Genomic DNA, 23,195 nt, shown 5'->3' with positions numbered 1-23,195 from the left:
AGCCGCGAGCGATCGTCGATCACGACGCACTTGCAGGTCTGACTTGGACAGCGCTGGCTTGCTCGATCCGGAACCATTCTAAATTTCTAACACAGGGCTCGCGCCCACGACAATCGATCCATGCGCGGGCCTGCACGTCAGATAGGTATGCCGCAACAAAAAAGCGCGGGGCAGGCCCCGCGCTTTCGGTCACATCTCCTGAGGGAAACGTTACTCGCCGACGGCGGTCTGGCGGTCCTGCTTCTCGACGATGCGGGCCGACTTGCCGCGCAGGTTGCGCAGGTAATAGAGCTTGGCGCGACGAACCTTGCCGCGACGCACGACCTTGATCGAGTCGATCATCGGCGACATCACCGGGAAGACGCGCTCGACGCCTTCGCCGTAGGAGATCTTGCGCACGGTGAAGCTCTCGTTGAGGCCCTGGCCGGAACGACCGATGCAAACGCCCTCATAGGCCTGCACGCGGGTACGCTCGCCTTCGACCACCTTCACGTTGACGATGACGGTGTCGCCGGGTCCGAATTCCGGGATATCCTTGGTGGCGGCGAGCTTGTCGAACTGCTCTTTTTCGAGCTGCTGAATAAGGTTCATTGAAATCTCCATCGGCGGCGCGCCCAGCCTTTCGCGGGCTGCGCAAACGTCCATCTATCCTGCGCGGGTGCGGATTTGGCCGCCCGTATAAGGCAAAGCGCAGGGTTTGTCACCCGTCTGTCTTGTTTTTTGTCCCTCGCCGAGCGGCTTTTTGGCCGGCCTTGCGGGCCCAGAGATCAGGCCGCCGGGCCGCCGTCAGGGCCTCGGACTGGGCCAGTCGCCAGGCCGCGACCTTGGCGTGATCGCCGGAAATCAGGATTTCCGGGATTGGCTTGCCCTCGAACTCCTGCGGGCGGGTGTATTGGGGGTATTCCAGTAGTCCTTCGGAAAAGCTTTCCTCGGTTCCCGAGGCCTGCTTGCCCATCACCCCCGGCAACAGGCGGACGCAGGCGTCGATCAGGGCCATCGCGGCGATTTCGCCGCCGGACAGCACATAATCGCCGATCGAGACCTCCTCGAGGCCCCGGGCCTCGATCACCCGCTGGTCGATGCCTTCGAAGCGGCCGCAGACGATGAGGGGGCCCGGCCCAACCGCCAGCTCCGCGACCTGGGTCTGGGTCAATGGCCGACCGCGCGGACTCATCAGCAGGCGCGGACGGTCAGGCGCGATATCGGCGGCGTCGATCGCCGCCGCCAGCACATCGGCCCGCAGCACCATGCCCGGGCCGCCGCCCGCCGGCGTGTCGTCGACGCTGCGGTGCTTGTCGGTCGCCGAGGTCCGGATGTCGCGCGCTTCCAGCGCCCAGAGTCCGCCTGCCAGCGCCTTGCCGGCCAGACTCACGCCGAGCGGTCCCGGAAACATGTCCGGGAATAGGGTCAGCACGGTGGCGCGCCATGGTGTCGCCTGGGCTGTGGTGTCTTGCGATGTCATGGCCTCTGGTTACGGCACCACGGCCGTGAGGTCGAGGCTCTGCATCATCGCGGCCGCATCCACTGCGCGGCGGAAGTCGGCAAGCTTGAAGGTCGCGACGTTGATCTTGCGCAGGTCCAGCAGGCCTTCGGCGGCGAGGCCGGCGAGCTGGCCTGGTGCCGTGCGGTCGTACATGAACTGCCCGACCACCTCCCAGTCATTCGCCAGCATCTCGCGGAACGAGAGTTCGAGCGGCACCTCGGCGCTGCCCATCAGCACCATCCGGCCGCCACGCCTGAGCGCGCGCAGACAGGACAGTGTGGTCGAGGTGCTCTTGGCGGCGCCGAGCAGATCAAGCGCGACATCGGCGGTGCCGCCGGCGGCGCGGCGGATGACCGCAAGGTCGGCTGCGGCATCGCCGCTGACGACGGCGGGAATGACGCGCGGGCCGAACGCGTCGCGCAATTGCTCGAGCGCGGCCTCCTTGCGGCCGACGGCGACGACGCGGCCCGCGCCCATCGCGACCGCGAGCATCACGCCGCCCGAACCGAAATAGCCGGTCGCGCCGTTGACGATGATGGTCTGTCCGCCGCGCAGGCCGGACCGCTGCAATCCGCCGAACGGCACGATCAGTTTGGCGAGCCCGATCAGCTCGGTCGCCGGCTTGTCGTCGAGATTGGCGAGCGGTGTGACGCAGGCGGCCGGCCAGTGCGCGATCTCGGCAAATACGCCGTCGCGCCAGCGCGCCTGCAACGCGAACGCCTCCGGCGTCGTCACCGTGGCGGTGAGGCCGATCAGGATCTGCGGCGGATCGCGATCCGGCACGTCGCCGCGCAGATGCGGGCTGAGAAATACGCGGTCGCCGCCCCGCACATGCGTGACGTTGTCGCCGGTGGCGACGACGCGTGCGATCGCGTTGGTGCCCGGCACGAACGGCATCGGCGGCAGGCTGTAGGGCAGCGCGCCGGACAGAAGCTTGTTGGTGTAGGACAGCACCATGCCGGCCTCGATCCGCACCACGACGCCGTCGGGCGCAGGCCCAGGCGTTGCGACATCCTCGAAGCGGAGATCATTGTGGGTGTGCAGCCGCCAGGCCTTGTGCGTGCTTGTCATTGGGATGCTCCGTGACACCACTGCTTAAGTAGCCCGGATGGAGCGAAGCGCAATCCGGGAATCGTGCCAGCGATGAGGAGCGGTCCCGGATTGCGCTGCGCTTCATCCGGGCTACAAGCCAAACCCATTTGTGTCACGCCGCCTTCGGATCGTCAGCGAGATGCCGCGCGAGGGCCACCGCGAGCGGACAGATCGCCAGCGCCGTGAGCGCGGTCGCAGCGGTGGCGAGCGTCGGGCCGAGCGCGTCGCCAAGCAGGCCGTAGATAACAGGCGCGATCGCGCCCGATCCGATCGTTCCGGTATAGAACAGCGCGAAGGCGCGCTCGGTCTGATGCGCGGGGGTGAGCTCGGGCACCGTGCCATAGAGCACCGAGGAGGTGCCGTTGAGCATCACGCCGAGCAGCGGCAGCAGCATGATGGCGGGTGCCAACGGCAGCGCCAGCACGGCTGCGATCAGCGCCGCCGTGCCGCCTTCGGTGATCAGCACGGTGCGCAGCGTGCCGACCCGCTCGCCGAGCCAGCCGCAGGTGAACTTGCCCGCGGCGCCGCCGACGAAGACCAGCGCCAGCGCAAGGCCGTTGGTCGGCAGCGAAGCGCCCTTGTCGCGCAACAGGAACGGCAGGAAGGTGAGAAAGCCCATCCTGACCGCGGTGTCGAGAATTCCGATCGCGAGCAGCCAGCGAAAGCCGCCGCCTGTGCTGGCGCCGCGCGATGCTGATGTCGCCTTGTGCTCGGCGCCCTTGCCGACGGCCGGCATCCAGAGCGCAATGCAGACCGCGACGAGCAAGCCTGCGAGAGCGAGCACGAGCAGCGTGTGCCGCCATGACATGATCACCAGCAGGATCGAGGTCAGGGCCGGGATCGCCGCCTTGCCGAGATCGCCCGAGAAATTGTAGATCCCGAGCGGCCCGCGCGCCGCCGTGCCGTAGGCGCGCGACACCGCGGCGGACGCGATCGGATGCTGCGTGCTCGACCCCGCGCCGGAGAGCGCGAGCGCCAGGCCGAGGCCAATGACGCCGCCGGAGAATCCAGCAAACGCGTAGCCGACTGCCGACAGCGCCGTGCCCGCGATCAGGATCACCTTGCCGTCGATCCGCTCCGCGATGCGTCCGACCGGAATCTGCAGCCCGGCCATGGCGCCGGCATAGAGCCCGCGCAGCAGCGCCAGCAGGCCGTAGCTCAGCGCGAATTCGGCCTGCCAGACCGGCAGCAGCACGTAGATGACGTCGGTGTAGCCGTCGTGGAGGGCGTGGTTGAGCCCGGTCACGGTCAGGGTGCGGGTTGACCGGGCACGGTCGGGCCGCGTCGTGCCGGTTTCGGCCGACACGCTCATTGCCGCCCTCCAATGCAAGAAAATCTAAAGATTGCGCGGGCGAGCATCAGGAGGGGACCTCAGAAAAGAAAGCTATACAAGGAGCTTGCATGGCAGTATGCGCCGCCAAGGCGCTTGTCACAAATCAGTAATAATCGGATCATGCGTTAGAAAATCTTGTATTGAGGGATCATGTTCGTCCCACGCCGCAGCCTGCCGCCGCTCAATGCGGTGCGTGCCTTCGAGGCCGCCGCCCGGCTAGGCAGCTTCAAGGAAGCCGCCGCTGAGCTCAGCGTGACCCATGGCGCGGTCAGTCAGCAGATCCGCCTGCTCGAGGAATGGCTGGGGGCGCCGTCGCTGTTTCGGCGATCGGTGCGGCGCGTGGTGCTGACGCCGGCAGGCGCGGCATTGCTGGCAGAGTTCGCGCCCGCGCTCGACCGGATTTCCGCCGCCGTGCAGCAGCATCGCGAGCGGCGCGGCGATCTGGCGGTCGCGGTGTTGCGCGTCAATGCGCTCGCGACCTTCAGCCTGCGCTGGCTGCTGCCGCGGATGAGCCGGTTTCGCGCCGAGCATCCGGATATCGAGGTACGCCTGAGCACGTCGAACGATCCGGTGGATGCGTTGTCTGAATCATTCGACGTCGTGATCCGCGGTGGCCCCGACACCTTCCACGGCTTCTCGTCGCGCTTCCTGGTGTCGGAGCGGAGATTGCCGGTGTGCAGTCCGTCGCTATTGGCGCAGCTGCCGCTCAATGAGATCGCGGACCTCTCCAGGCACACGCTGCTGCATGTCACGTCGATGCCGCGGCTGTGGCGCGACTGGCTCACCGAGGCCGGGCAATCCGCGCTGGAGCCGGCGGCCGCGCTGACCTTCGATCACTTCTATCTGACGATCCAGGCCGCGCTCGACAGTCTCGGCGTCGCGATGGGACCGACCGCGCTGATCGCGGATGATCTCGCGGCCGGGCGCCTGGTAACGCCGTTTCCGGATGTCAGCCTGCCGGCGCGGAGCTACTTCGCGTATTTTCCGGCGGGCCGCAGCAACGATCCGCACAGCGCGGTGTTCTGCGACTGGCTCGAGCAGCAGGGCCGGATGACGGGTTGAAAATTATTCTCGGTCAGGCGGCCGACGGATCGTCGCCGTCGATTTCCTTGGGCAGGTCGATCACCACGCGGCCGCCGTCGAGATCGACAGTCGGCACCACGGCATTGGTGAACGGCAGCAGCATCGTCGCGCCCTGCGGCGGGGCGATCTCGATGATGTCGCCGGCGCCGAAATTATGGATCGCGATCACCTTGCCGAGCGGCTGCTCCGTCGTCGTCACCGCGGCGAGCCCGATCAGATCGGTGTGGTAGTATTCGCCGTCGTCGGTGTCCGGCAGCCGGTCGCGCGGAACGTAGAGCTCGAGCCCGTTGAGCCGTTCGGCATCATCGCGGCTGGCGACGCCCTTCAGCGTCACCACCAGATGGTCCTTGGCTTCACGCACATGCGTGACCTCGAACTGGCGCGTGCCGTCCTTGGTCATCAGCGGACCGTAGTCCTTCACGGCCAGCGGATCTTCGGTGAAGGTCCAAAGCCTGACGGCGCCGCGCACGCCATGCGCAGCGCCGATACGGGCGACACAGACCGGTGCAGCCACCGTGGTCGCCGTTCAGCCTTAAGCCTTGGCGGCGGCTTCGGCCTGCGCCTTGCGCTCCTTGCGCGGCACGGCCTTTTCCGGGTTGTTGCGCGGCGCGCGCTTCTTGACGCCGGCGGCGTCGAGGAAGCGGGTGACGCGATCCGACGGCTGCGCGCCCTTGGCGAGCCAGGCCTTCACCTTGTCCATGTCGAGCTTCAGGCGCGACTCGTTGTCCTTCGGCAGCAGCGGATTGAAGTGGCCGAGACGCTCGATGAAGCGGCCATCGCGCGGGAAGCGCGAGTCGGCGACGACGACGTGATAGACGGGACGCTTCTTGGTGCCTGCGCGAGCGAGGCGGATAACAACGGACATTCAGTTCTCCTTAAGTGTTGGTTCAAAGTCTGTGTTGGTCAGTTACGCCGTCATTGCGAGGAGCGAAGCGACGAAGCAATCCATGTCTCCGCGCGCGGTGAGATGGATTGCTTCGCTGCGCTCGCAATGACGAAAGAGGGTCATTTTTTCTTGCCCGGGAAGCCGCCGAGGCCCGGCAGCATCGGCTTGCCGGAAAGGCCAGTCAGGCCCGGCACGTTCGGCAGGCCGCCGCGCAGCCCGGGCGGCAAATCCTTCGGCAGATTGGGCAGGCCGCCGCCGGCGCCGCCCTGCATCTTCTCGGCGAGCGCCTTCATCTCCTCGGCCGAAGGCGGCTTCATGCCACCGCCGAATCCCATCGCCTGCGCGATGCCGGCAAGCGGGCCGCGCTTGCCGCTGCCCATGGCCTTCATCATGTCGGCCATGTTCCGGTGCATCTTCAGCAGCTTGTTGACGTGCTCGACGCTCTGGCCGGCGCCCGCCGCGATGCGCTTCTTGCGGCTCGCCTTCAGGATGTCCGGGTTCTTGCGCTCCTGCCGCGTCATCGAGTCGATGATCGCGATCTGGCGCTTCAAGATCTTGTCGTCGATGCCGGCCGCCGCGATCTGGTTCTTCATCTTGGAGATGCCGGGCATCATGCCCATCAGGCCGCCGATGCCGCCCATATTGGCCATCTGCTGCAGCTGCTCGCGCATGTCGTTGAGGTCGAACTGACCCTTGCGCATGCGCTCGGCGGTGCGCGCGGCCTTCTCGGCGTCGATATTGGCGGCGGCCTTCTCGACCAGCGAGACGACGTCGCCCATGCCGAGGATGCGGCCGGCGATGCGGTTCGGATGGAAGTCTTCCAGCGCGTCGGTCTTTTCGCCGGTGCCGATCAGCTTGATCGGCTTGCCGGTGACGGCGCGCATCGACAGCGCGGCGCCGCCGCGGCCGTCGCCGTCGACGCGCGTCAGCACGATGCCGGTGAGGCCGACGCGCTCGTCGAACGAGCGCGCGAGGTTGACCGCGTCCTGGCCGGTGAGGCTGTCCGCGACCAGCAGCACTTCGTGCGGGTTGGCGGCGGCTTTGATCTCGGCCGCCTCCTTCATCATGTCTTCGTCGAGCGTGGTGCGGCCGGCGGTGTCGAGCAGCACGACGTCGTAGCCGCCGAGCTTGCCGGCCTCCAACGCGCGCCTTGCGATCTGCGGCGGCATCTGGCCGGCGACGATCGGCAGCGTCGGAATGTCGAGGTCGCGGCCGAGCACCGCGAGCTGCTCCATCGCCGCCGGGCGGTAGACGTCGAGCGAGGCCATCAGCACCTTGCGCTTGTCGCGCTGGACCATGCGGCGCGCGAGCTTTGCGGTGGTGGTGGTCTTACCGGAGCCTTGCAGACCGACCATCATGATCGGCACCGGTGGCACCGAGTTGATATCGATGGTCTGGCCGTCGGAACCGAGTGTGGCGACGAGCTCGTCATGGACGATCTTCACCACCATCTGGCCCGGCGTCACCGACTTGACGACGGTGGCGCCGATCGCCTGCTCGCGGACCCGGTCGATGAAGCTGCGGACCACCTCGAGCGCGACGTCGGCCTCGAGCAGCGCGCGGCGCACCTCGCGCATTGCGGCATCGACGTCCTTTTCGGTCAGCGCACCGCGCCCCGTCAGACGATCGAGAATGCCACCAAGCCGTTCCGACAGATTGTCGAACAATGCCGTTGTCCTCTTTTACCTCTCCCCGCCTGAGGGGAGAGGTCGCCGCGCATTTGCGCGGCGGGTGAAGGGGTACAGGGCTATCCACACGCACAGTGCGCGGAGAGAGCTCCTCACCCCGACCCTCTCCCCGCAAGAGCGGGGCGAGGGAGAAGGAAATCCAAACACTTTTGCGCCCGAGGGCGCATCGCGCTGTCGGGCGTTGGCCTCTGGCCTCCAGGACCAGTCGGCGGGTCGAAAAGACGGAGCTTTCCGAGAAAGTGGCCGCGTTAAACGCTGCCGGGGCGGCAAAGTCAAGGAAAGTTTCGCTGAAATCCGCTCAGTATCGACCGTAAGGTACTGAAATCACGTCGATTTGCCCTATTGGTTCCGAATTCGCCGCTGCCACCCATATAACCGGAGCCTGCCTCCTATTCCGGAACCCGCGTGCTGATCACCCGCCGCCGCCTTCTCGCAACCTTGACCGGAGCCGCCGCGGCGATCGGTGTGCCCTCGATCTGGATGACTGCCATGAAAACCTACGACGGCCCCGTGTCCGATCATTTCGACGGCCTGCACTTCTTCGATCCGGACGGCTCGCCGCCGAAATCGCTTGGTGAGGTGCTGCGCTGGCAGTTCGGGGGCGGCCGGAAGCGCGCGGTCTGGCCGGAATGGGCGCCGAGCCCCCATGCCGATACGCCGCCGCCCCGTGTGGATGGCGACAAGGTGCGGCTCTGCTTCGTCGGTCATGCCAGCTGGCTGATCCAGGCCGCGGGCCTCAACATCCTGTTCGATCCGGTCTGGTCGATGCGTGCCTCACCGTTCAGCTTCGCCGGGCCGAAGCGGCACAACGATCCCGGCATCGCATTCGATAAACTGCCCAGGATTGATGTCGTGCTGGTGTCGCACGGCCACTACGACCATCTCGACGTCGCGACGCTGTCGAAACTTGCGGGTGCATTTGGTCCTCGCGTGATCACGCCGCTCGGCAACGACGTCACGATGCGTACGTCCGATGCGGCGATCAAAGCCGAGGCGTTCGACTGGCATCAGCGCGTCGAGCTCGGCAATGGCCTTGCCGCGACACTGGTGCCGACGCGGCACTGGTCGGCGCGCGGCCTGTTCGATCGCAACAAGGCGCTGTGGGCGAGTTTTGTTTTGGAGACGCCGGCCGGCAAGCTCTACATCGTCGGCGATTCCGGCTACGGCGACGGGGGCCATTTCCGCCGGGTGGCCGAGGCGCATGGACCGTTGCGGCTCGCGATCCTGCCGATCGGCGCCTATGAGCCGCGCTGGTTCATGCGCGACCAGCACATGAACCCGGAGGATGCGGTGAAGGCGCTGGCCGATTGTGGCGCCGCCCAGGCGCTGGCGCATCACCACGGCACATTCCAGTTGACCGACGAGGCAATCGACGCGCCCGCGATCGCGCTTGGCGAAGCGCTCGACGCAGCGAGCGTGCCGCGCGAGAAGTTTGTCGCGTTGAAGCCCGGGCAGGTGTTCGAGATTTAGAGCGATAAGTAGCCCGGATGAAGCGCAGCGTAATCCGGGAAAGTCCATCCGCGGAGAAGTCGGCCCCGGATTGCGCTGCGCTTCATCCGGGCTACGATTTCACCTCCCCTTGAAAAGGGGAGGTCGCTTTGCTCGTCAGAGCAAAGCGGGTGGGGATCTGCTCCCTCCACTTGCAGCGGAGCCTGCGGCTGACCCCCATCCCGACCTTCCCCCTTTCAGGGGGAAGGAGACGAGAGATTTGTAGCCTCTTACTTCTCCTTGATCGCCCAGGAGACGCTGACATTGACCGTCAGCGTTTCCTCGCCTTGCGCCACCGGCGTCGGCGCGGCGAAGCCGGCCGTCGCCATCTTGGGACGGAACACCGGTACCGGCGCCGAGCCGACCTCCGCAATATTCACGGGTGCGCCGAGCGTGACGCCGGCGGCCTTGGCGTAGATCTCGGCCTTGCGGCGGGCATCGGCGATCGCCTTCTCGCGCGCCTCGTCGAGCAGTTTCGAGGCCTGCGACACCGAGAAATTGAGCCCGCCGATATCATTGGCGCCGGCGCCGACCAGCACGTCGATGACGCTGGCGACCTTGCTCACATCGTGCAGCCTGATCGTGACGCGATTGCTCGCGTGGTAGCCGACGATGCTGGGCGGGGCGTTCGGCGACGACGGCCCACGATTGGCGAATTGCGGCTGCAGCGACAGCCGCGAGGTCTGAAAGTCTTTCTCCGCGATCCCGGCGCCCTTCAGCGCGGCCAGCACCTTGCCCATCGTCACATTGTTGGCTTCGGCGGCTTCGCGTGCGGTCTTGGCGTCGGTGGTGACGCCGGCGTCGAGCTGCGCCTGGTCGGGCGGCGCCGACACGGTCGCCTCGCCGGTGACCGAAATCGCCGGCGGAAAGTCGTCATTCGCGAGTGCGGGCGCAGCCAGCAGCGTGGTCGCGATCAGGGTGGCGGCGAAGGAGAGGCCAACGGGGAGGCCAAGCGGTAGGCGATGGGTCATCTGGCTCACTTCAGGGGTACGTAGACGTTGATCACAAGCTTGTCCTCCGCGGTCTTCAGCGGATCGGTGATGTATTCCTCGATAAAGGTGTCCTTGGCTTCGAGCTTCTTGTCGTCGAGGTGGTTGGTGATCGCCTCATAGGTGTTGTCCATGTTGTCGTAGGAACCGCGATGGACGAACTTCAGCGCCTTGCCGTCAGGCGAATTGCCCATGCTCATGTTCTTGCCGAGGTTCTTGACGTCCTGATCGACCGGGATCTCGGCGATGAAGGTGAAGCCGGTGTCGTCAGTCGAGGTGTAGACGATCATCGGATTGCCCGCTGCCTTGACACCGTCCTTGTCGAGCAGCGCGGTGAGCTGCTTGAACGCCTCGATCAGCGCGTCGAAGGCGGAGTCCCAATTGGCGGTGCCCTTCAGCATCACGACCTTTTTCGGCTCCAGCGTGAACGGCTCGCCGAAGGGGTCGGCGGTCTGCACCGGGGCTGCCGGCGCCGGCGCCGGGGTCTGCGCTGCGGCCGGGCTGTCGGCCGGCGACTTGGTCTCGGCCGGCGGGGGCACCGGTGTCGCCGACGGTGCAGGGGCAGGGGTCGGGCTCGGGCTCGCTGCGGGAGCGGGCGAGGCTGACGGCGACTGGGCAGGGGCCGGGCTTGCCAGTGCGATCGCGGCCAAGGGCAGCAGCGCGACCAGGGCCGCGCGGAGCGTGTTGATACGGTTCATTGGTTTTTCTCCATCCCCTTCCTCGAACGGCCGCTCGATCTGTCCCGGCGCGCGGTCCGCGAGGTGCGATATTCCTAACACGCAAGTTCTGCATTCGTCCCATGACAGATGTGTCATGGGGCCATTCAGGCTGGCTAACTGGCCACCACTCGCCATATAACCGGGCAGAATTTGGGAAAATCGATGAGCGCGCTCGCCAATCACGCATTCGCCAAGATGAACGGCATCGGCAACGAGATCGTCGTCGTCGACCTGCGCGATTCAGAGGCACAAGGTCGGGCGCAGGTGTCGGCGGCGGAGGCGCGCGCCGTGGCTTCGCCGGCCGGTGTGCCCTATGACCAGCTGATGGTGCTGCAGCCGCCGCGGCTCGACGGCACCGAAGCCTTCATCTCGATCTACAACAATGACGGCTCGGAGGCCGGCGCCTGCGGCAACGGCATGCGCTGCGTGGTGCGGCGGATTTTCGAGAAGACCGGCCAGACATCAGCGACGTTCCAGACCCGCGCCGGCCTGCTCAATTGCTGGCAGGGGCCGGCGCCCGATCTCTACACCGTCGACATGGGCGCGCCGAAGTTCGGCTGGCAGGACATTCCGCTGGCTGAGGAATTTCGTGACACCCGCTACATCGAGCTGCAGGTCGGTCCGATCGACAATCCGGTGCTGCACTCGCCCTCGGTGGTCTCGATGGGCAATCCGCATGCGATCTTCTGGGTCGACGACGTCAATGCCTACGACCTCGAACGTTTCGGCCCGCTGCTGGAAAACCACCCGATCTTCCCGGAGCGTGCCAACATCACGCTCGCCCATATCGTCGATCGCGACCACATCACGATCCGCACCTGGGAACGCGGCGCCGGTCTCACCAAAGCGTGCGGCTCGGCGGCCTGCGCGACGGCGGTCGCGGCGGCGCGGCTGAAGCGTGCCAACCGCAGCGTCGAGATCACACTGCCCGGCGGCAAGCTCGGCATCGAGTGGCGCGAGCGCGACGATCACGTGCTGATGACCGGCACCGCCGATTTCGAGTATGAGGGCCGCTTCGATCCGGCGCTGTTCGCCAGCGTTGCTTGATCGGGCGTGAGATCGGTTATGGGCGTCGATGTCGTCACCTTTGGCTGCCGCCTCAACGCATTTGAGTCCGAGGTGATTCGCCGCGAGGCCGAGCAGTCGGGGCTCACCGACACCATCGTCATCAACAGTTGCGCCGTCACCAACGAGGCGGTGGCGCAGGCGCGGCAGTCGATCCGCAAGTTGAAACGCGAACGCCCGCATGCGCGCATCGTCGTCACCGGCTGTGCGGCGCAGACGCAAAGCCGGATGTTCGCCGAGATGGCCGAGGTCGACCGTGTCGTCGGCAATGACGAGAAGATGCGTGGCGACGCCTGGCAGGCCACGCGCGCTGCGTTCGAGGCGCCGTTCGGCATCGATGCGAGCGAGAAGGTCGCGGTCGCCGACATCATGGCGGTGACCGAGATGGCGCCGCATCTGCTCGACGGCTTCGAGCGCGGCCTGCCTCGCGTGTTCGTGCAGGTGCAGAACGGCTGCGATCATCGCTGCACCTTCTGCATCATTCCCTACGGACGCGGCAATTCGCGCTCGGTGCCGATGGGCGCGGTGGTCGATCAGGTCCGCGCGCTGGTCGAACGCGGCCATGCCGAGATCGTGCTGACTGGCGTCGATCTCACGAGCTATGGCGCCGACCTGCCGGGCGCGCCGAAACTCGGCCAGTTGACCCGGCAGATCCTGCGCCATGTGCCCGAGCTGAAGCGGCTGCGCATCTCGTCGATCGATTCGATCGAGGCGGATCGCGACCTGCTCGATGTCATCGCCGACGATGCGCGGCTGATGCCGCATCTGCATCTGTCGTTGCAGTCCGGCGACGACATGATCCTGAAGCGGATGAAGCGCCGGCATTCACGCCAGGACGCGATCGATTTCTGCGCGCAGGTCCGCCGGCTGCGGCCGGACATCGCCCTCGGCGCCGACATCATCGCGGGCTTCCCGACCGAATCCGAAGAGATGTTTGCGCGCTCGCTCGATCTGGTCGCGGAATGCGATCTCACCTTCCTGCACGTGTTTCCCTATTCGCAGCGCCCGGGAACGCCCGCCGCGCGAATGCCGCAAGTTGCCGGCGGGGCTATCAAGGAGCGCGCCAGGCGGCTGCGCGCGGCCGGCGAAGCCGCGCTGCTGCGCCGGCTTGATGCGGAAGTCGGCGCGACACGCGAGGTGCTGATCGAGAGCGAGCGGCAAGGCCGCACCGAGCATTTCCTGCCGGTCGCGATCGAGAGAGATGCGCCGGGCATGGTGCGCGCGATGACTATCCGCGGCCATGACGGTGCGCGGCTCATTGCATCGGGCCGCTGAGAAAGTTCGCTCCCATTGTCGTCCCGGCGCAGGCCGGGGCCCTTTACCGCAGATCTCAATTGCTGCGCGAAGCTGGGGCCGCGATCTCGCACGGTCACCGAATGCGGTGGTTATGGGTCCTGGCTTTTCGCCAGGACGACGAAAGTGGGGAGCCGCGCATGGCGCCTCCGGACCAGCGGATCACCTGCATTTCGCAGGTGAGGATACTGGACGAGCTATTTGACAGGTTGAATCTCTGCATGCGCATCGTGCATGACGCACTCAGTGCGTGCGCCCGCCCAGCCTTGCCGGCTGCGACGCGCGAACCTGCCAGAACCGCAGCAGGCGATCGGCGTTTTCGCGGGTCAATTTCGTGAACTGGCTCTTCGCATGGGCGAGCTCGACCGGTCCCATGGAGCCGGTGGTATAGCGACATTCCATCACCGCGGCGGCGGTCTCCCAACTCAGGCCTGCCGCCCGGCACGGCACCAGCAGGCCTTCACTGCGCAGGCTTTGCATCAGGGAGCGGATCACCTCGATGTTCGACTGCGCAAGATACGCCAGCGCAACGATGGTCTCTTCATATTTTCGCTGCCTGGCGAAACCGAGCAGTGAGGCTTCGTTGAGCTCGCCATCGTCCTTCAGCTTCGCGACGTGGTGCTTGGCCGCGGTGAAGTCGCGGACTTGCGACATGTCGCGCTCGACGCCGGCGGCGACCGCTGCGATCGCATGCCGGATTTCTTCGAATAGATAGGGCGGGGCGCGTTCCAGCAGACGGCCGCGAACCTCTTCCGTCGCGCGGCGCAGGAGCTGAAGGCGGAGCTCCGACGGCAGGTCCGCGCGAATGCCGGTCTCGACCGCAAGCACCGGATCGTGCTCGGCCTGCGCGAGGATGACGGCAAATCCGCCCGGCGATACTTTGGCGCCGGGATTGGTGACCAGGCGGTGGCTCACGCTCGCAAAGCGACGCGCCAGAAGCGCGTCAGTGACGACCTCCTTCAGCCACCAGCGGCCGGAGACGGCGAGCAGATGCTGCTCGCTCTTGGTCCGTGCGATCTCGACCAAATCGTCCGCGCTGAGCCGCGACGATTCCTGCAGGATCGGCCGCGCGATCCTGATCTCGTCATTGCCGGCGAGACGGCGAATGATCGCGGGCGGTGCCTGGGCGACCGGTGCGAGCTGCTCGCTGATGTCGGTGAGCGCCATCCGGGCGCTGATGTCGGCGAGCGCGCGCAACTCGATGGTCTTCACCAGACGCTCGAGCACGTTGTCGAACAGCTCGATCTGTTCGCTGTTGAACTTGCCGGCGGATGCGAGGAAAAGGCTGGTGACACGCCTTGCCGTGGCCAGGCATTTATCGGCGGAGCCGGCGCGTATCGCAGCCTCGACCTCGTCGACAATTGCTTGTCCATCATTCAGCATTGCTCGTCCTGAGCCGTCGCGGCGCGCTTTTCTAAGCCGCCTTCAGGACTAGCGGATGGGCCTGAATGTTCCGTAAAGGATAATTCTCCGTAAAATCACGGAGGCTACTGCCCGTTCCAGCCGCAGGCCCTGAGCCGCTCCCGCATGTGTTCGGGTGCCGGCGCGACCACATGCACCGGGTCCTTGTTCCTGGAGATCGGGATGCCGATCTCGCGGGAATGCAGATGCAGGGTCGGCTCACCGAAGCGCGGACCATTGCCATAGATATTGTCGCCGACGATCGGCCAGCCCATCGCCGCCGAATGCACCCGCAGCTGATGGGTGCGGCCGGTGACCGGCTCCATCGCGAGCCAGGTGAGGCCGTCGCCACGCCCCAGCACCTTCCAGTTGGTGATCGCCTTCTGGCCATCCGGGTCCGGCTTCTGCCACCAGCCGCGCTCGGCGTTGAGCCGGCCGAGCGGCATGTCGATGGTGCCTTCATCCTCGGCAGGGCCGCCCTCGACCACGGTCCAATAGGTCTTCGAGATCTTGCTGTGCTTGAACAACAGCCCGAGCGAGGCGGTTGCCTTGCGGTGACGTCCCAGGACGAGGCAGCCCGAGGTGTCCTTGTCGAGCCGATGTGCCAGCACCGGCGGCCGCGGCAGGCCGAACCGCAGCGCGTCGAACGAGGCCTCCAGATTGGGGCCGCCCTTGGGACCGCGATGCACCGGCAGGCCGGCCGGCTTGTCGATCACCAGCATCAACCCGTCGCGGTGGAGCACCCGGCCCAGGATTTCTTCCGCAGTCAATTGGGGAACATCGATCAATTCGTCGAGACTTTCGTTTATGGGCCGAAACGGCTAACACGTCCCTGGCGCGGCGGATTTGACATTCGCTTCTTGTTTCCACGCACCGGCGAGCGAATGTCAAATCCGAAAAGCCGCACCAGAATCAAAATTCTCTAGTGTCCCTCGGCTCTAACATTCGCAACAGAGCTAGCCGCAACGGGATGCGAATGTTAGAGCCGGACACTAGACATGAACGATACCACTGCGGGAACTCCAAAACAGAGCTGGTGGCAGCGGCTGAAGGGCGGCCTGAAGCGGACCTCGAGTTCGATCGGGACCGCGGTCGCCGACCTCGTCACCAAGCGCAAGCTCGATTCGGCCATGCTCGATGACATCGAGGATGTGCTGTTGCGCGCCGATCTCGGTACCGATGTCGCGGTCCGCATTGCGGAGGCTGTCGGCAAGGGGCGCTACGACAAGGCGATCTCGGCCGACGAGGTCAAGGAGGTGGTCGCGACCGAGGTCGAGAAGGTGCTGTCGCCGGTGGCGAAGCCGCTCGAGATCGATGCCGCGAAGCAGCCGTTCGTCATCCTGGTGGTCGGCGTCAACGGCTCCGGCAAAACCACGACGATCGGCAAGCTGGCCGCGAAATTCTCCGCCGAGGGTCGCAAGGTCATGCTGGCCGCCGGCGACACCTTCCGCGCCGCGGCGATCGAGCAGCTCAAGGTCTGGGGCGAGCGCACCAAGTCGCCGGTCATATCAGGCGCCCAGGGCTCGGATTCGGCGAGCCTTGCCTTCAGCGCGCTGACCGCGGCCAAGGAGCAGGCGCGCGACGTGCTGCTGATCGACACCGCCGGCCGCCTGCAGAACAAATCCGAGCTGATGAACGAGCTCGAGAAGGTCGTGCGCGTCATCAGGAAGGTCGATACGTCGGCGCCGCACGCGGTGCTGCTCGTGCTCGACGCCACGGTGGGACAAAATGCGTTGTCGCAAGTCGAGGCGTTTCATCGTACGGCAGGCGTCACGGGGCTCGTGATGACCAAGCTTGACGGCACGGCGCGCGGCGGCATCCTTGTCGCGTTGTCGGAGAAGCACAAGCTGCCGGTGCATTTCATCGGCGTCGGCGAAGGCGTCGAGGACCTCGCGCCCTTCGCGGCGAAGGATTTTGCCAAGGCAATTGCCGGAATCGATTGATGGACAAGACCCAGCCGCATCCGCTGTTCAAGCTGGCGACCGAACTCGGGCCACTGCTCGTGTTCTTTATCGCCAACGCCAAGTACCATCTGTTCGTCGCGACCGGCGCGTTCATGGTGGCGATCGTGGCCGCAATGATCGCATCCTATGTGGTGACCAGGCACGTGCCGATTATGGCGCTGGTGACCGGCGCGATCGTGCTGGTGTTCGGCACGCTGACGCTGGTGCTGCACGACGAGACCTTCATCAAGGTCAAGCCGACCATCATCTACGGGCTGTTCGCGGCCGTGCTCGGCGGCGGGCTCCTGTTCGGCCGGTCCTTCATCGCCATCATGTTCGACCAGGTGTTCAACCTGACGCCGCAGGGCTGGCGTATCCTCACCATGCGCTGGGCGCTGTTCTTCGCCGGCATGGCGGTGCTCAACGAGCTTGTCTGGCGCACGCAGACCACCGATTTCTGGGTGAACTTCAAGGTGTTCGGCGTGACGCCGCTGACCATGATCTTCGCCATCGCCCAGATGCCGCTGACCAAGCGCTATCACCTCGAGCCGGTTTCGCTGGAGGCGAGCGAAGCCGACGCGGGCGACGTGCGGAAGGGGTGATCAGCGCTCTGCTCCCTCGCCCCGCTCTCTTGTCCGCCGAAGCCCGCCTTCGGGCGAAGGCGGATGCGGAGAGAGGGTTGGGGTGAGGGGTCTCTCCACGGATAGGCTCGGAGTTTGTGACAAACACCGTCCAAAGCCCCTCACCCGAAATTCCCGCTTCGCGCGAATTTCGACCTCTCGCCGTAAAGGACGGGGAGAGGTGAGCGCAAGTAACGGCTATCAACTGCCCGCCGCGAGCGCCTTCTCGATCTCGGCCTTGAGCACGCGGTTGACGTTGTCCGGCGTCACCGGGCCGACCAGCTTGTAGACGATGGTGCCCTCGCGCCCGACCAGGAAGGTCTCGGGCACGCCATAAACGCCCCATTCGATCGAGGCGCGGCCGTTGCCGTCGACGCCGACGATGCCGAACGGATTGCCGTAGCGGCCGAGGAAGCGCCGCGCATTCTCGGGCGAGTCCTTGTAGTTGATGCCGATGATCTGGAAGCGCTTGTCCTTGCCGAGCTCGGTCAGCAGCGGCGCCTCGTCGTGACAAGGCACGCACCACGACGCCCAGACATTGACGACCGAGACCTTGCCCTTGAAGGCGGCGGGATCGAGACCGGGGACAGGCGCGCCGTCCCGCACCAGGCCGTCGAGCGCGGGCAGGGCGGTCTGCGGCGCCGGCCGGCCGATCAGCGCCGACGGGATTTTCGAGGGATCGCCGCCATAGAGCCGCAGCAGGAACAGCCCGGCGAGGCCGAGGAAGATCAGCAGCGGCAGCACCACCAGCAGGCGGCGTGCTTGCGGCGGGCTGTTGGTCGCCTGATCGCTCATCCTATATCCGCCGCGCTGCGGCCGGAGCGGCGCGTCACGCCGCTGGCCTCGATCTCCCTGAGGCGCGCCTGTTGCCGGCGATAGTCGGCGATGATCCAGACGATCAACAGCAGCACGACCGCCGCGACCAGCGCGTAAGACGTCACGATGAAGGAGGCGTAGGGACCAAGCGCCATCGTGTCACGCCGCTCCAATTTCGTTTGACGCGGTTGCTTGCGAACCGCCGCCCGTCTCGCTTCTGAACGAGACGCGGCTGGCCTGCATCATCTGCAGGCTGCGCACGCGCCGGCGCAGGATCTCGTTGCGCATCGCCGCCAGGTGCAAGGTGATGAACAGCAGCGAGAACGCGATCGCCATCACCAGCAGCGGCCACAGGAACGCCTTGTCGAGCGTCGGACCGCCCGCGCGAAACACCGAGGCCGGCTGATGCAGCGTGTTCCACCAGTCGACCGAGAACTTGATGATCGGGATGTTGATCGCGCCCACCAGCGTGAGCACCGCCGCCGCCCGCGCCGCACGCGACGGGTCCTCCACCGCGCGCCACAGCGCCATCAGGCCGAGATACATCAGGAACAGGATCAAGACCGAGGTCAGGCGCGCATCCCACTCCCAATAGGTGCCCCACATCGGCCGGCCCCACAGCGAGCCGGTGACGAGCGCAAGGAAGGTGAAGGCGGCACCGATCGGAGTTGCGGCTTTCGCGGCGACGTCGGCGAGCGGATGCCGCCACACCAGGGTGCCGAGCGCGGCCACGCTCATGACGCCCCAGACGAACATCGACAGCCACGCATTCGGCACGTGGATGAACATGATCTTCACCGTCGCGCCCTGCTGGTAGTCGTCGGGCGCCATCGCCGACTGGTAGAGCCCGATCGCGAGCAGGATCGCGGTCACGCCCGCGAGCCACGGCAGCATGCGCGCGGTCAGCGCCAGAAACTTGGTCGGATTGGCGAGGTCGGTCAGCGTCATGGCACCCTGATAATCGTCCGATGTGTCGCAGGCAATCGGCCGATCTCCTCCCGGCGAGATTTGATCGGGCTCATTTCAGTCCAGCCCGTGCCGCAGGCTCGCGGCGGCGGCAAAGGGGCCGATCACGAGGCTGGCAAGTGACAGCGCGCAGAGGATCGAGAATGGTGTTCCAAAGGGCAGGGGGCCCGATATCGCCGCCTGCGAGGCCGCAACCCCGAAGATCAGCACCGGGATCGACAGCGGCAGCACCAGCACCGCCAGCAATAGCCCGCCGCGATGCAGCGTCACCGCCAGGGCCGCGCCGATCATGCCGGTGAAGGTCAGCGCCGGTGTTCCCGCCAGCAGCGTCGCCGCGACCGCGAGCGTCGCCGTGCCGTCGAGATTGAGCAGCAGGCCGAGCACCGGGGTTGCGATGATCAGCGGCAGGCCAGCGGCGAGCCAATGCGCCAGCGCCTTGGCGGCGCAGGCGAGTTCCAGCGGCGTCCGGCTCATCACGATGAGGTCGAGCGAGCCGTCCTCGTGGTCGGCCGTGAACAGGCGGTCGAGCGTGAGCAGGCTCGCCAGCAACGCGCCGAGCCAGAGGATGGCGGGACCGAGCCGCGACAGCAGCGCGAGATCCGGGCCCACCGCGAACGGCATCAGCACCGTGACGGTAAGGAAGAACAGCACGCCGATCAGCGCGCCGCCGCCGACGCGCAGCGCGATGCGGATGTCGCGCCGGATCAAGGCGCCAAGCGCGCTCATGCCGCGCCTCCCATCCGCAGATCACGCGCATCGATGCCGAGCGGAAGGTGCGTCGCCGCGACAATAAGCCCGCCGCCGGCGAGATGGTCGCGCATCAGGTCGACGAACAGCGCCTGTCCCGCCGCATCGAGCGCCGATGTCGGCTCGTCCAGCAGCCACACCGGCCGCCGCACCGAGAGCAGGCGCGCGATCGACAGGCGGCGGCGCTGGCCGGCGGAAAGATAGGCCGCCGGCAGATGCGCGGCGTGGTCGAGCGCCACGGCGGCAAGGCACTGCCCGGCATCCTTGGTCTCGCCGCCGAGAAATTCCCGCCAGAAGGACAGATTTTCCGCAACGCTCAGCGCCGGCTTCAGGGCGTCGCGGTGGCCGAGATAGTGGGCCTGCTCAGGCAGGCTGAGCTCGGCGTCGCCGCCTTCGAGCGCGACCACACCCTCGGCGGGAACCAATAGCCCGGCGAGGACGCGCAGCAGCGAGGTCTTGCCGGCGCCGTTGGGGCCGGTGATGGCGAGCGCCTCGCCGGTGGTGGCCGACAGATCAAGGCCGGAAAACACCTCGCGTCCGCCGCGCACGCATTTCAGATTTCGTCCCGAGAGCCGCATGGTTCGTCTTGTCACAGCCCTCTGAAATCTTTCGCTACCGCGTGAGAATTTTTGGGTCGCGCAACGCTGTCGCACGCTTGTCGGTGTGGCGGCGCTTCTAGAAAGGTTCTATAAGCCCGGAACTTGATGCAGCACACACAATCGGCGGCCGCAACCCACCCCAGGCCATCCCTTGGCCAGTGTCGATCGCCGGTGTTTAGTTACCCTTGCCGGGTATAACTGAGAATTGGGATTCCTCGCATGACCTCGCTCGACAGCTTCAAATGCCGCAAGACCCTGAAGGTCGGCGGCAAGTCCTACGTCTATTACAGCCTGCCCCAGGCAGAGAAGAACGGACTGAAGGGGATTTCGAAGCTGCCGTATTCGATGAAGGTTCTGCTGGAGAACCTGCTGCGCAACGAGGACGGCCGCACCGTCAAGAAGGAAGACATCGTTGCGGTGTCGAAGTGGCTGAAGAAGCGCCAGCTCGAGCACGAAATCGCGTTCCGCCCGGCGCGCGTCCTGATGCAGGATTTCACCGGCGTCCCGGCCGTGGTCGACCTCGCGGCGATGCGCAACGCGATGCAGAACCTCGGCGGCGATGCCGAGAAGATCAACCCGCTGGTGCCGGTCGATCTCGTCATCGACCACTCGGTGATCGTCAACTTCTTCGGTGACAACAAGGCGTTCGCGAAGAACGTCACCGAGGAATACAAGCAGAACCAGGAGCGCTACGAGTTCCTGAAGTGGGGCCAGAAGGCGTTCTCGAACTTCTCGGTGGTGCCGCCCGGCACCGGCATCTGCCACCAGGTCAACCTCGAATATCTCGCGCAGACGGTGTGGACCAAGAAGGAGAAGATGACGGTCGGCCGGAAGACCGGCACCTTCGAGGTCGCCTATCCCGACTCGCTGGTCGGCACCGACTCGCACACCACGATGGTCAACGGCCTCGCCGTGCTCGGCTGGGGCGTCGGCGGCATCGAGGCGGAGGCCTGCATGCTCGGCCAGCCGCTGTCGATGCTGCTGCCCGAAGTGGTCGGCTTCAAGCTCAAGGGCCAGCTCAAGGAAGGCGTCACCGCGACCGACCTCGTGCTGACCGTCACCCAGATGCTGCGCAAGCTCGGCGTGGTCGGCAAGTTCGTCGAGTTCTTCGGCCCGGGCCTCGACTATCTCTCGGTCGCGGACAAGGCGACCATCGGCAACATGGCGCCCGAGTATGGCGCGACCTGCGGCTTCTTCCCGGTCGACGCCGCGACCATCGATTACCTGAAGACCTCGGGCCGCAAGGCCGATCGCGTCAAGCTGGTGCAGTCCTACGCCAAGGCGCAGGGCCTGTTCCGTACCGCCAAGTCGACTGACCCGGTGTTCACCACCACGCTGACGCTCGACCTCGGCGACGTCGTGCCGTCGATGGCCGGGCCGAAACGCCCCGAAGGCCGCATCGCGCTGCCGGCGGTGTCGACCGGTTTCGCGACCGCGCTGGTCGGCGAATACAAGAAGCCCGAGGGCGAGCAGAAGCGTTATGCGGTCGAGGGCCGTGACTTCGATCTCGGCCATGGCGACGTCGTGATCGCGGCGATCACCTCCTGCACCAACACCTCGAATCCGAGCGTGCTGATCGGCGCCGGCCTGCTGGCGCGCAAGGCGGCCGCCAAGGGCCTCAAGGCCAAGCCGTGGGTGAAGACCTCGCTCGCGCCGGGCAGCCAGGTGGTGGCGGAGTATCTCGCCAATTCCGGCCTGCAGGCCGATCTCGACAAGGTCGGCTTCAACCTCGTCGGCTTCGGCTGCACGACCTGCATCGGCAATTCCGGCCCGCTGCCGGAAGACATCTCGAAGTCAATCAACGAAAACGGCATCGTCGCCGCCGCCGTGCTGTCGGGTAACCGCAACTTCGAAGGCCGCGTCTCGCCCGACGTGCAGGCGAACTACCTCGCCTCGCCGCCGCTCGTCGTCGCGCATGCGCTCGCCGGCACCGTGACCAAGGATCTCGCGGTTGAGCCGCTTGGCATCGGCAAGGACGGCAAGCCGGTGTTCCTCAAGGACATCTGGCCGACCGCCAAGGAGATCAATGCCTTCATGAAGAAGTACGTCACCGCGACGATCTTCAAGAAGAAGTACGCCGACGTGTTCAAGGGCGATACCAACTGGCGCAAGATCAAGACCACGGAAAGCGAGACCTATCGCTGGAACATGAGCTCGACCTATGTGCAGAACCCGCCCTATTTCGAAGGCATGAAGAAGCAGCCCGATCCGGTCACCGACGTGGTCGACGCCCGCATCCTCGCGATGTTCGGCGACAAGATCACCACCGACCACATCTCGCCGGCCGGTTCGATCAAGCTGACCTCGCCCGCCGGCAAGTTCCTCAGCGACCACCAGGTGCGTCCCGCCGACTTCAACCAGTACGGCACGCGGCGCGGCAACCATGAAGTGATGATGCGCGGCACCTTCGCCAACATCCGCATCAAGAACTTCATGCTGAAGGGTGCGGACGGCAATATTCCGGAAGGCGGTTTGACCAGGCACTGGCCCGACGGCGAGCAGATGTCGATCTACGACGCCGCGATGAAGTACCAGCAGGAGAGCGTGCCGCTGGTGGTGTTCGCCGGCGCCGAATACGGCAACGGCTCGTCGCGCGACTGGGCCGCGAAGGGCACCCGCCTGCTCGGCGTGCGCGCCGTGATCTGCCAGAGCTTCGAGCGCATCCATCGCTCCAACCTGGTCGGCATGGGTGTGCTTCCGCTCACCTTCCAGGACGGCACGTCGTGGTCCTCGCTCGGCCTGAAGGGCGACGAGAAGGTCACGATCCGCGGGCTGCAGGGCGATCTGAAGCCGCGCCAGACGCTGACGGCCGAGATCGTCTCCGCTGACGGCGGCAAAAAGGATGTCCCGCTGCTCTGCCGCATCGATACGCTGGACGAGCTCGACTACTATCGCAACGGCGGCATCCTGCATTATGTGCTGCGCAAACTGGCGGCCTAAGGCCCCTTTGTTTGAGCGTGGTCTGTCCGGAAAACCGCTTCACA

Annotated in this window: 23 protein-coding genes; 7 read left to right on the top strand and 16 right to left on the bottom strand. The window is 66.0% G+C overall.

Going from position 1 to position 23,195, the window contains the following annotated elements:
• Positions 1–210: 210 nt before the first annotated feature.
• From rplS to J6525_RS15165, 4 genes are all read right to left on the bottom strand, one after another.
• Positions 211–591, bottom strand: a complete 381-nt coding sequence (gene rplS / locus J6525_RS15180; protein WP_018269387.1) for a 50S ribosomal protein L19 — start codon at positions 589–591, stop codon at positions 211–213.
• Between the two features lie 109 nt (positions 592–700).
• Positions 701–1,462, bottom strand: a complete 762-nt coding sequence (gene trmD, locus J6525_RS15175) for a tRNA (guanosine(37)-N1)-methyltransferase TrmD (RefSeq protein ID WP_092086995.1) — start codon at positions 1,460–1,462, stop codon at positions 701–703.
• A gap of 9 nt (positions 1,463–1,471) precedes the next feature.
• A complete protein-coding gene (locus J6525_RS15170) occupies positions 1,472–2,554 on the bottom strand; it encodes a quinone oxidoreductase family protein (RefSeq protein ID WP_225645279.1) in 1,083 nt (360 codons plus the stop codon).
• Between the two features lie 133 nt (positions 2,555–2,687).
• A complete protein-coding gene (locus J6525_RS15165) occupies positions 2,688–3,887 on the bottom strand; it encodes an MFS transporter (protein ID WP_225645278.1) in 1,200 nt (399 codons plus the stop codon).
• Between the two features lie 171 nt (positions 3,888–4,058).
• Between J6525_RS15165 and gcvA the strand changes: the two genes are divergently transcribed.
• On the top strand, positions 4,059–4,970 hold the full coding sequence (gcvA, locus tag J6525_RS15160) for a transcriptional regulator GcvA (RefSeq protein WP_225163580.1): 912 nt from the start codon (positions 4,059–4,061) through the stop codon (positions 4,968–4,970).
• A 13-nt stretch (positions 4,971–4,983) separates the two neighbouring features.
• Here the strand turns inward: gcvA and rimM are convergent, their stop codons facing one another.
• From rimM to ffh, 3 genes are all read right to left on the bottom strand, one after another.
• Positions 4,984–5,505, bottom strand: coding sequence for a ribosome maturation factor RimM (gene rimM, locus J6525_RS15155; protein ID WP_225163579.1), 522 nt, complete (start codon positions 5,503–5,505; stop codon positions 4,984–4,986).
• Between the two features lie 18 nt (positions 5,506–5,523).
• On the bottom strand, positions 5,524–5,856 hold the full coding sequence (gene rpsP / locus J6525_RS15150) for a 30S ribosomal protein S16 (protein ID WP_016847621.1): 333 nt from the start codon (positions 5,854–5,856) through the stop codon (positions 5,524–5,526).
• 140 nt (positions 5,857–5,996) lie between these two features.
• Positions 5,997–7,544 carry a signal recognition particle protein gene (gene ffh / locus J6525_RS15145; protein WP_225645277.1) on the bottom strand — a complete coding sequence of 516 codons (1,548 nt, stop codon included), beginning with the start codon at positions 7,542–7,544 and terminating at the stop codon, positions 5,997–5,999.
• Between the two features lie 426 nt (positions 7,545–7,970).
• Here ffh and J6525_RS15140 point away from each other — a divergent pair, with 426 nt between their 5' ends.
• Positions 7,971–9,035 (top strand): MBL fold metallo-hydrolase, encoded by a 1,065-nt coding sequence (locus tag J6525_RS15140; RefSeq protein ID WP_225645276.1) that lies wholly within the window; start codon positions 7,971–7,973, stop codon positions 9,033–9,035.
• A gap of 248 nt (positions 9,036–9,283) precedes the next feature.
• Here J6525_RS15140 and J6525_RS15135 read toward each other — a convergent pair whose 3' ends face one another.
• A complete protein-coding gene (locus J6525_RS15135; RefSeq protein ID WP_225645275.1) occupies positions 9,284–10,024 on the bottom strand; it encodes an SIMPL domain-containing protein in 741 nt (246 codons plus the stop codon).
• 5 nt (positions 10,025–10,029) lie between these two features.
• A complete protein-coding gene (locus J6525_RS15130) occupies positions 10,030–10,740 on the bottom strand; it encodes a GyrI-like domain-containing protein (RefSeq protein WP_028340834.1) in 711 nt (236 codons plus the stop codon).
• A 183-nt stretch (positions 10,741–10,923) separates the two neighbouring features.
• On the opposite strand from J6525_RS15130, the gene dapF reads away from it, so the two are divergent.
• Positions 10,924–11,808: a diaminopimelate epimerase gene (dapF, locus tag J6525_RS15125; RefSeq protein WP_225645274.1), complete on the top strand. Its 885-nt coding sequence runs from the start codon at positions 10,924–10,926 to the stop codon at positions 11,806–11,808.
• 18 nt (positions 11,809–11,826) lie between these two features.
• On the top strand, positions 11,827–13,101 hold the full coding sequence (gene mtaB, locus J6525_RS15120; protein WP_225645273.1) for a tRNA (N(6)-L-threonylcarbamoyladenosine(37)-C(2))-methylthiotransferase MtaB: 1,275 nt from the start codon (positions 11,827–11,829) through the stop codon (positions 13,099–13,101).
• A 261-nt stretch (positions 13,102–13,362) separates the two neighbouring features.
• On the opposite strand, the gene J6525_RS15115 is transcribed toward mtaB, so the two are convergent.
• Complete coding sequence (locus J6525_RS15115; RefSeq protein WP_092087024.1) at positions 13,363–14,502, bottom strand: DUF2336 domain-containing protein; 1,140 nt, start codon at positions 14,500–14,502, stop codon at positions 13,363–13,365.
• A gap of 104 nt (positions 14,503–14,606) precedes the next feature.
• Positions 14,607–15,308 carry an RluA family pseudouridine synthase gene (locus tag J6525_RS15110; RefSeq protein ID WP_176937062.1) on the bottom strand — a complete coding sequence of 234 codons (702 nt, stop codon included), beginning with the start codon at positions 15,306–15,308 and terminating at the stop codon, positions 14,607–14,609.
• Positions 15,309–15,518: 210 nt separating this feature from the next.
• On the opposite strand from J6525_RS15110, the gene ftsY reads away from it, so the two are divergent.
• Both ftsY and J6525_RS15100 read left to right on the top strand, forming a co-directional pair.
• Positions 15,519–16,463, top strand: a complete 945-nt coding sequence (ftsY, locus tag J6525_RS15105; protein ID WP_225645272.1) for a signal recognition particle-docking protein FtsY — start codon at positions 15,519–15,521, stop codon at positions 16,461–16,463.
• Positions 16,463–17,065: a septation protein A gene (locus J6525_RS15100; RefSeq protein WP_038384708.1), complete on the top strand. Its 603-nt coding sequence runs from the start codon at positions 16,463–16,465 to the stop codon at positions 17,063–17,065. Before ftsY ends, J6525_RS15100 begins: the two co-directional genes overlap by 1 nt.
• A gap of 219 nt (positions 17,066–17,284) precedes the next feature.
• On the opposite strand, the gene J6525_RS15095 is transcribed toward J6525_RS15100, so the two are convergent.
• The 5 genes from J6525_RS15095 to ccmA all read right to left on the bottom strand — a co-directional run bounded on the left by J6525_RS15095 (position 17,285) and on the right by ccmA (position 20,190).
• Positions 17,285–17,878, bottom strand: a complete 594-nt coding sequence (locus J6525_RS15095) for a DsbE family thiol:disulfide interchange protein (RefSeq protein ID WP_057020936.1) — start codon at positions 17,876–17,878, stop codon at positions 17,285–17,287.
• Entirely contained in the window at positions 17,875–18,054 is a 180-nt protein-coding gene (ccmD, locus tag J6525_RS15090; RefSeq protein WP_092087034.1) for a heme exporter protein CcmD, read from the bottom strand. Before ccmD ends, J6525_RS15095 begins: the two co-directional genes overlap by 4 nt.
• A 4-nt stretch (positions 18,055–18,058) precedes the next feature.
• Positions 18,059–18,847 (bottom strand): heme ABC transporter permease, encoded by a 789-nt coding sequence (locus J6525_RS15085; RefSeq protein ID WP_225645271.1) that lies wholly within the window; start codon positions 18,845–18,847, stop codon positions 18,059–18,061.
• A gap of 75 nt (positions 18,848–18,922) precedes the next feature.
• Entirely contained in the window at positions 18,923–19,591 is a 669-nt protein-coding gene (gene ccmB, locus J6525_RS15080; protein ID WP_168857728.1) for a heme exporter protein CcmB, read from the bottom strand.
• A complete protein-coding gene (gene ccmA / locus J6525_RS15075; RefSeq protein WP_225645270.1) occupies positions 19,588–20,190 on the bottom strand; it encodes a heme ABC exporter ATP-binding protein CcmA in 603 nt (200 codons plus the stop codon). Before ccmA ends, ccmB begins: the two co-directional genes overlap by 4 nt.
• Positions 20,191–20,430: 240 nt before the next feature.
• On the opposite strand from ccmA, the gene acnA reads away from it, so the two are divergent.
• Positions 20,431–23,151, top strand: a complete 2,721-nt coding sequence (gene acnA / locus J6525_RS15070) for an aconitate hydratase AcnA (protein ID WP_225645269.1) — start codon at positions 20,431–20,433, stop codon at positions 23,149–23,151.
• Positions 23,152–23,195 lie beyond the last annotated feature (44 nt).

The sequence above is a fragment of the Bradyrhizobium australafricanum genome (assembly GCF_020329495.1).
In the GTDB taxonomy this organism is placed as follows: Bacteria; Pseudomonadota; Alphaproteobacteria; order Rhizobiales; family Xanthobacteraceae; genus Bradyrhizobium; species Bradyrhizobium australafricanum.
The sequence above is the reverse complement of the archived record's forward strand: the minus strand, read 5'-3'. Positions and strand labels throughout refer to the sequence as shown.

Coding starts and splice junctions, on each gene's coding strand:
- J6525_RS15095 (WP_057020936.1), bottom strand. CDS start 17,878: ATGAGCGATCAGGCGACCAACAGCCCGCCGCAAGCACGCCGCCTGCTG.
- J6525_RS15115 (WP_092087024.1), bottom strand. CDS start 14,502: ATGCTGAATGATGGACAAGCAATTGTCGACGAGGTCGAGGCTGCGATA.
- J6525_RS15100 (WP_038384708.1), top strand. CDS start 16,463: ATGGACAAGACCCAGCCGCATCCGCTGTTCAAGCTGGCGACCGAACTC.
- J6525_RS15170 (WP_225645279.1), bottom strand. CDS start 2,554: ATGACAAGCACGCACAAGGCCTGGCGGCTGCACACCCACAATGATCTC.
- acnA (WP_225645269.1), top strand. CDS start 20,431: ATGACCTCGCTCGACAGCTTCAAATGCCGCAAGACCCTGAAGGTCGGC.
- ccmB (WP_168857728.1), bottom strand. CDS start 19,591: ATGAGCGCGCTTGGCGCCTTGATCCGGCGCGACATCCGCATCGCGCTG.
- trmD (WP_092086995.1), bottom strand. CDS start 1,462: ATGACATCGCAAGACACCACAGCCCAGGCGACACCATGGCGCGCCACC.
- J6525_RS15130 (WP_028340834.1), bottom strand. CDS start 10,740: ATGAACCGTATCAACACGCTCCGCGCGGCCCTGGTCGCGCTGCTGCCC.
- J6525_RS15085 (WP_225645271.1), bottom strand. CDS start 18,847: ATGACGCTGACCGACCTCGCCAATCCGACCAAGTTTCTGGCGCTGACC.
- dapF (WP_225645274.1), top strand. CDS start 10,924: ATGAGCGCGCTCGCCAATCACGCATTCGCCAAGATGAACGGCATCGGC.
- ccmD (WP_092087034.1), bottom strand. CDS start 18,054: ATGGCGCTTGGTCCCTACGCCTCCTTCATCGTGACGTCTTACGCGCTG.
- J6525_RS15135 (WP_225645275.1), bottom strand. CDS start 10,024: ATGACCCATCGCCTACCGCTTGGCCTCCCCGTTGGCCTCTCCTTCGCC.
- rplS (WP_018269387.1), bottom strand. CDS start 591: ATGAACCTTATTCAGCAGCTCGAAAAAGAGCAGTTCGACAAGCTCGCC.
- rpsP (WP_016847621.1), bottom strand. CDS start 5,856: ATGTCCGTTGTTATCCGCCTCGCTCGCGCAGGCACCAAGAAGCGTCCC.
- ccmA (WP_225645270.1), bottom strand. CDS start 20,190: ATGCGGCTCTCGGGACGAAATCTGAAATGCGTGCGCGGCGGACGCGAG.
- J6525_RS15165 (WP_225645278.1), bottom strand. CDS start 3,887: ATGAGCGTGTCGGCCGAAACCGGCACGACGCGGCCCGACCGTGCCCGG.
- mtaB (WP_225645273.1), top strand. CDS start 11,827: ATGGGCGTCGATGTCGTCACCTTTGGCTGCCGCCTCAACGCATTTGAG.
- ftsY (WP_225645272.1), top strand. CDS start 15,519: ATGAACGATACCACTGCGGGAACTCCAAAACAGAGCTGGTGGCAGCGG.
- gcvA (WP_225163580.1), top strand. CDS start 4,059: ATGTTCGTCCCACGCCGCAGCCTGCCGCCGCTCAATGCGGTGCGTGCC.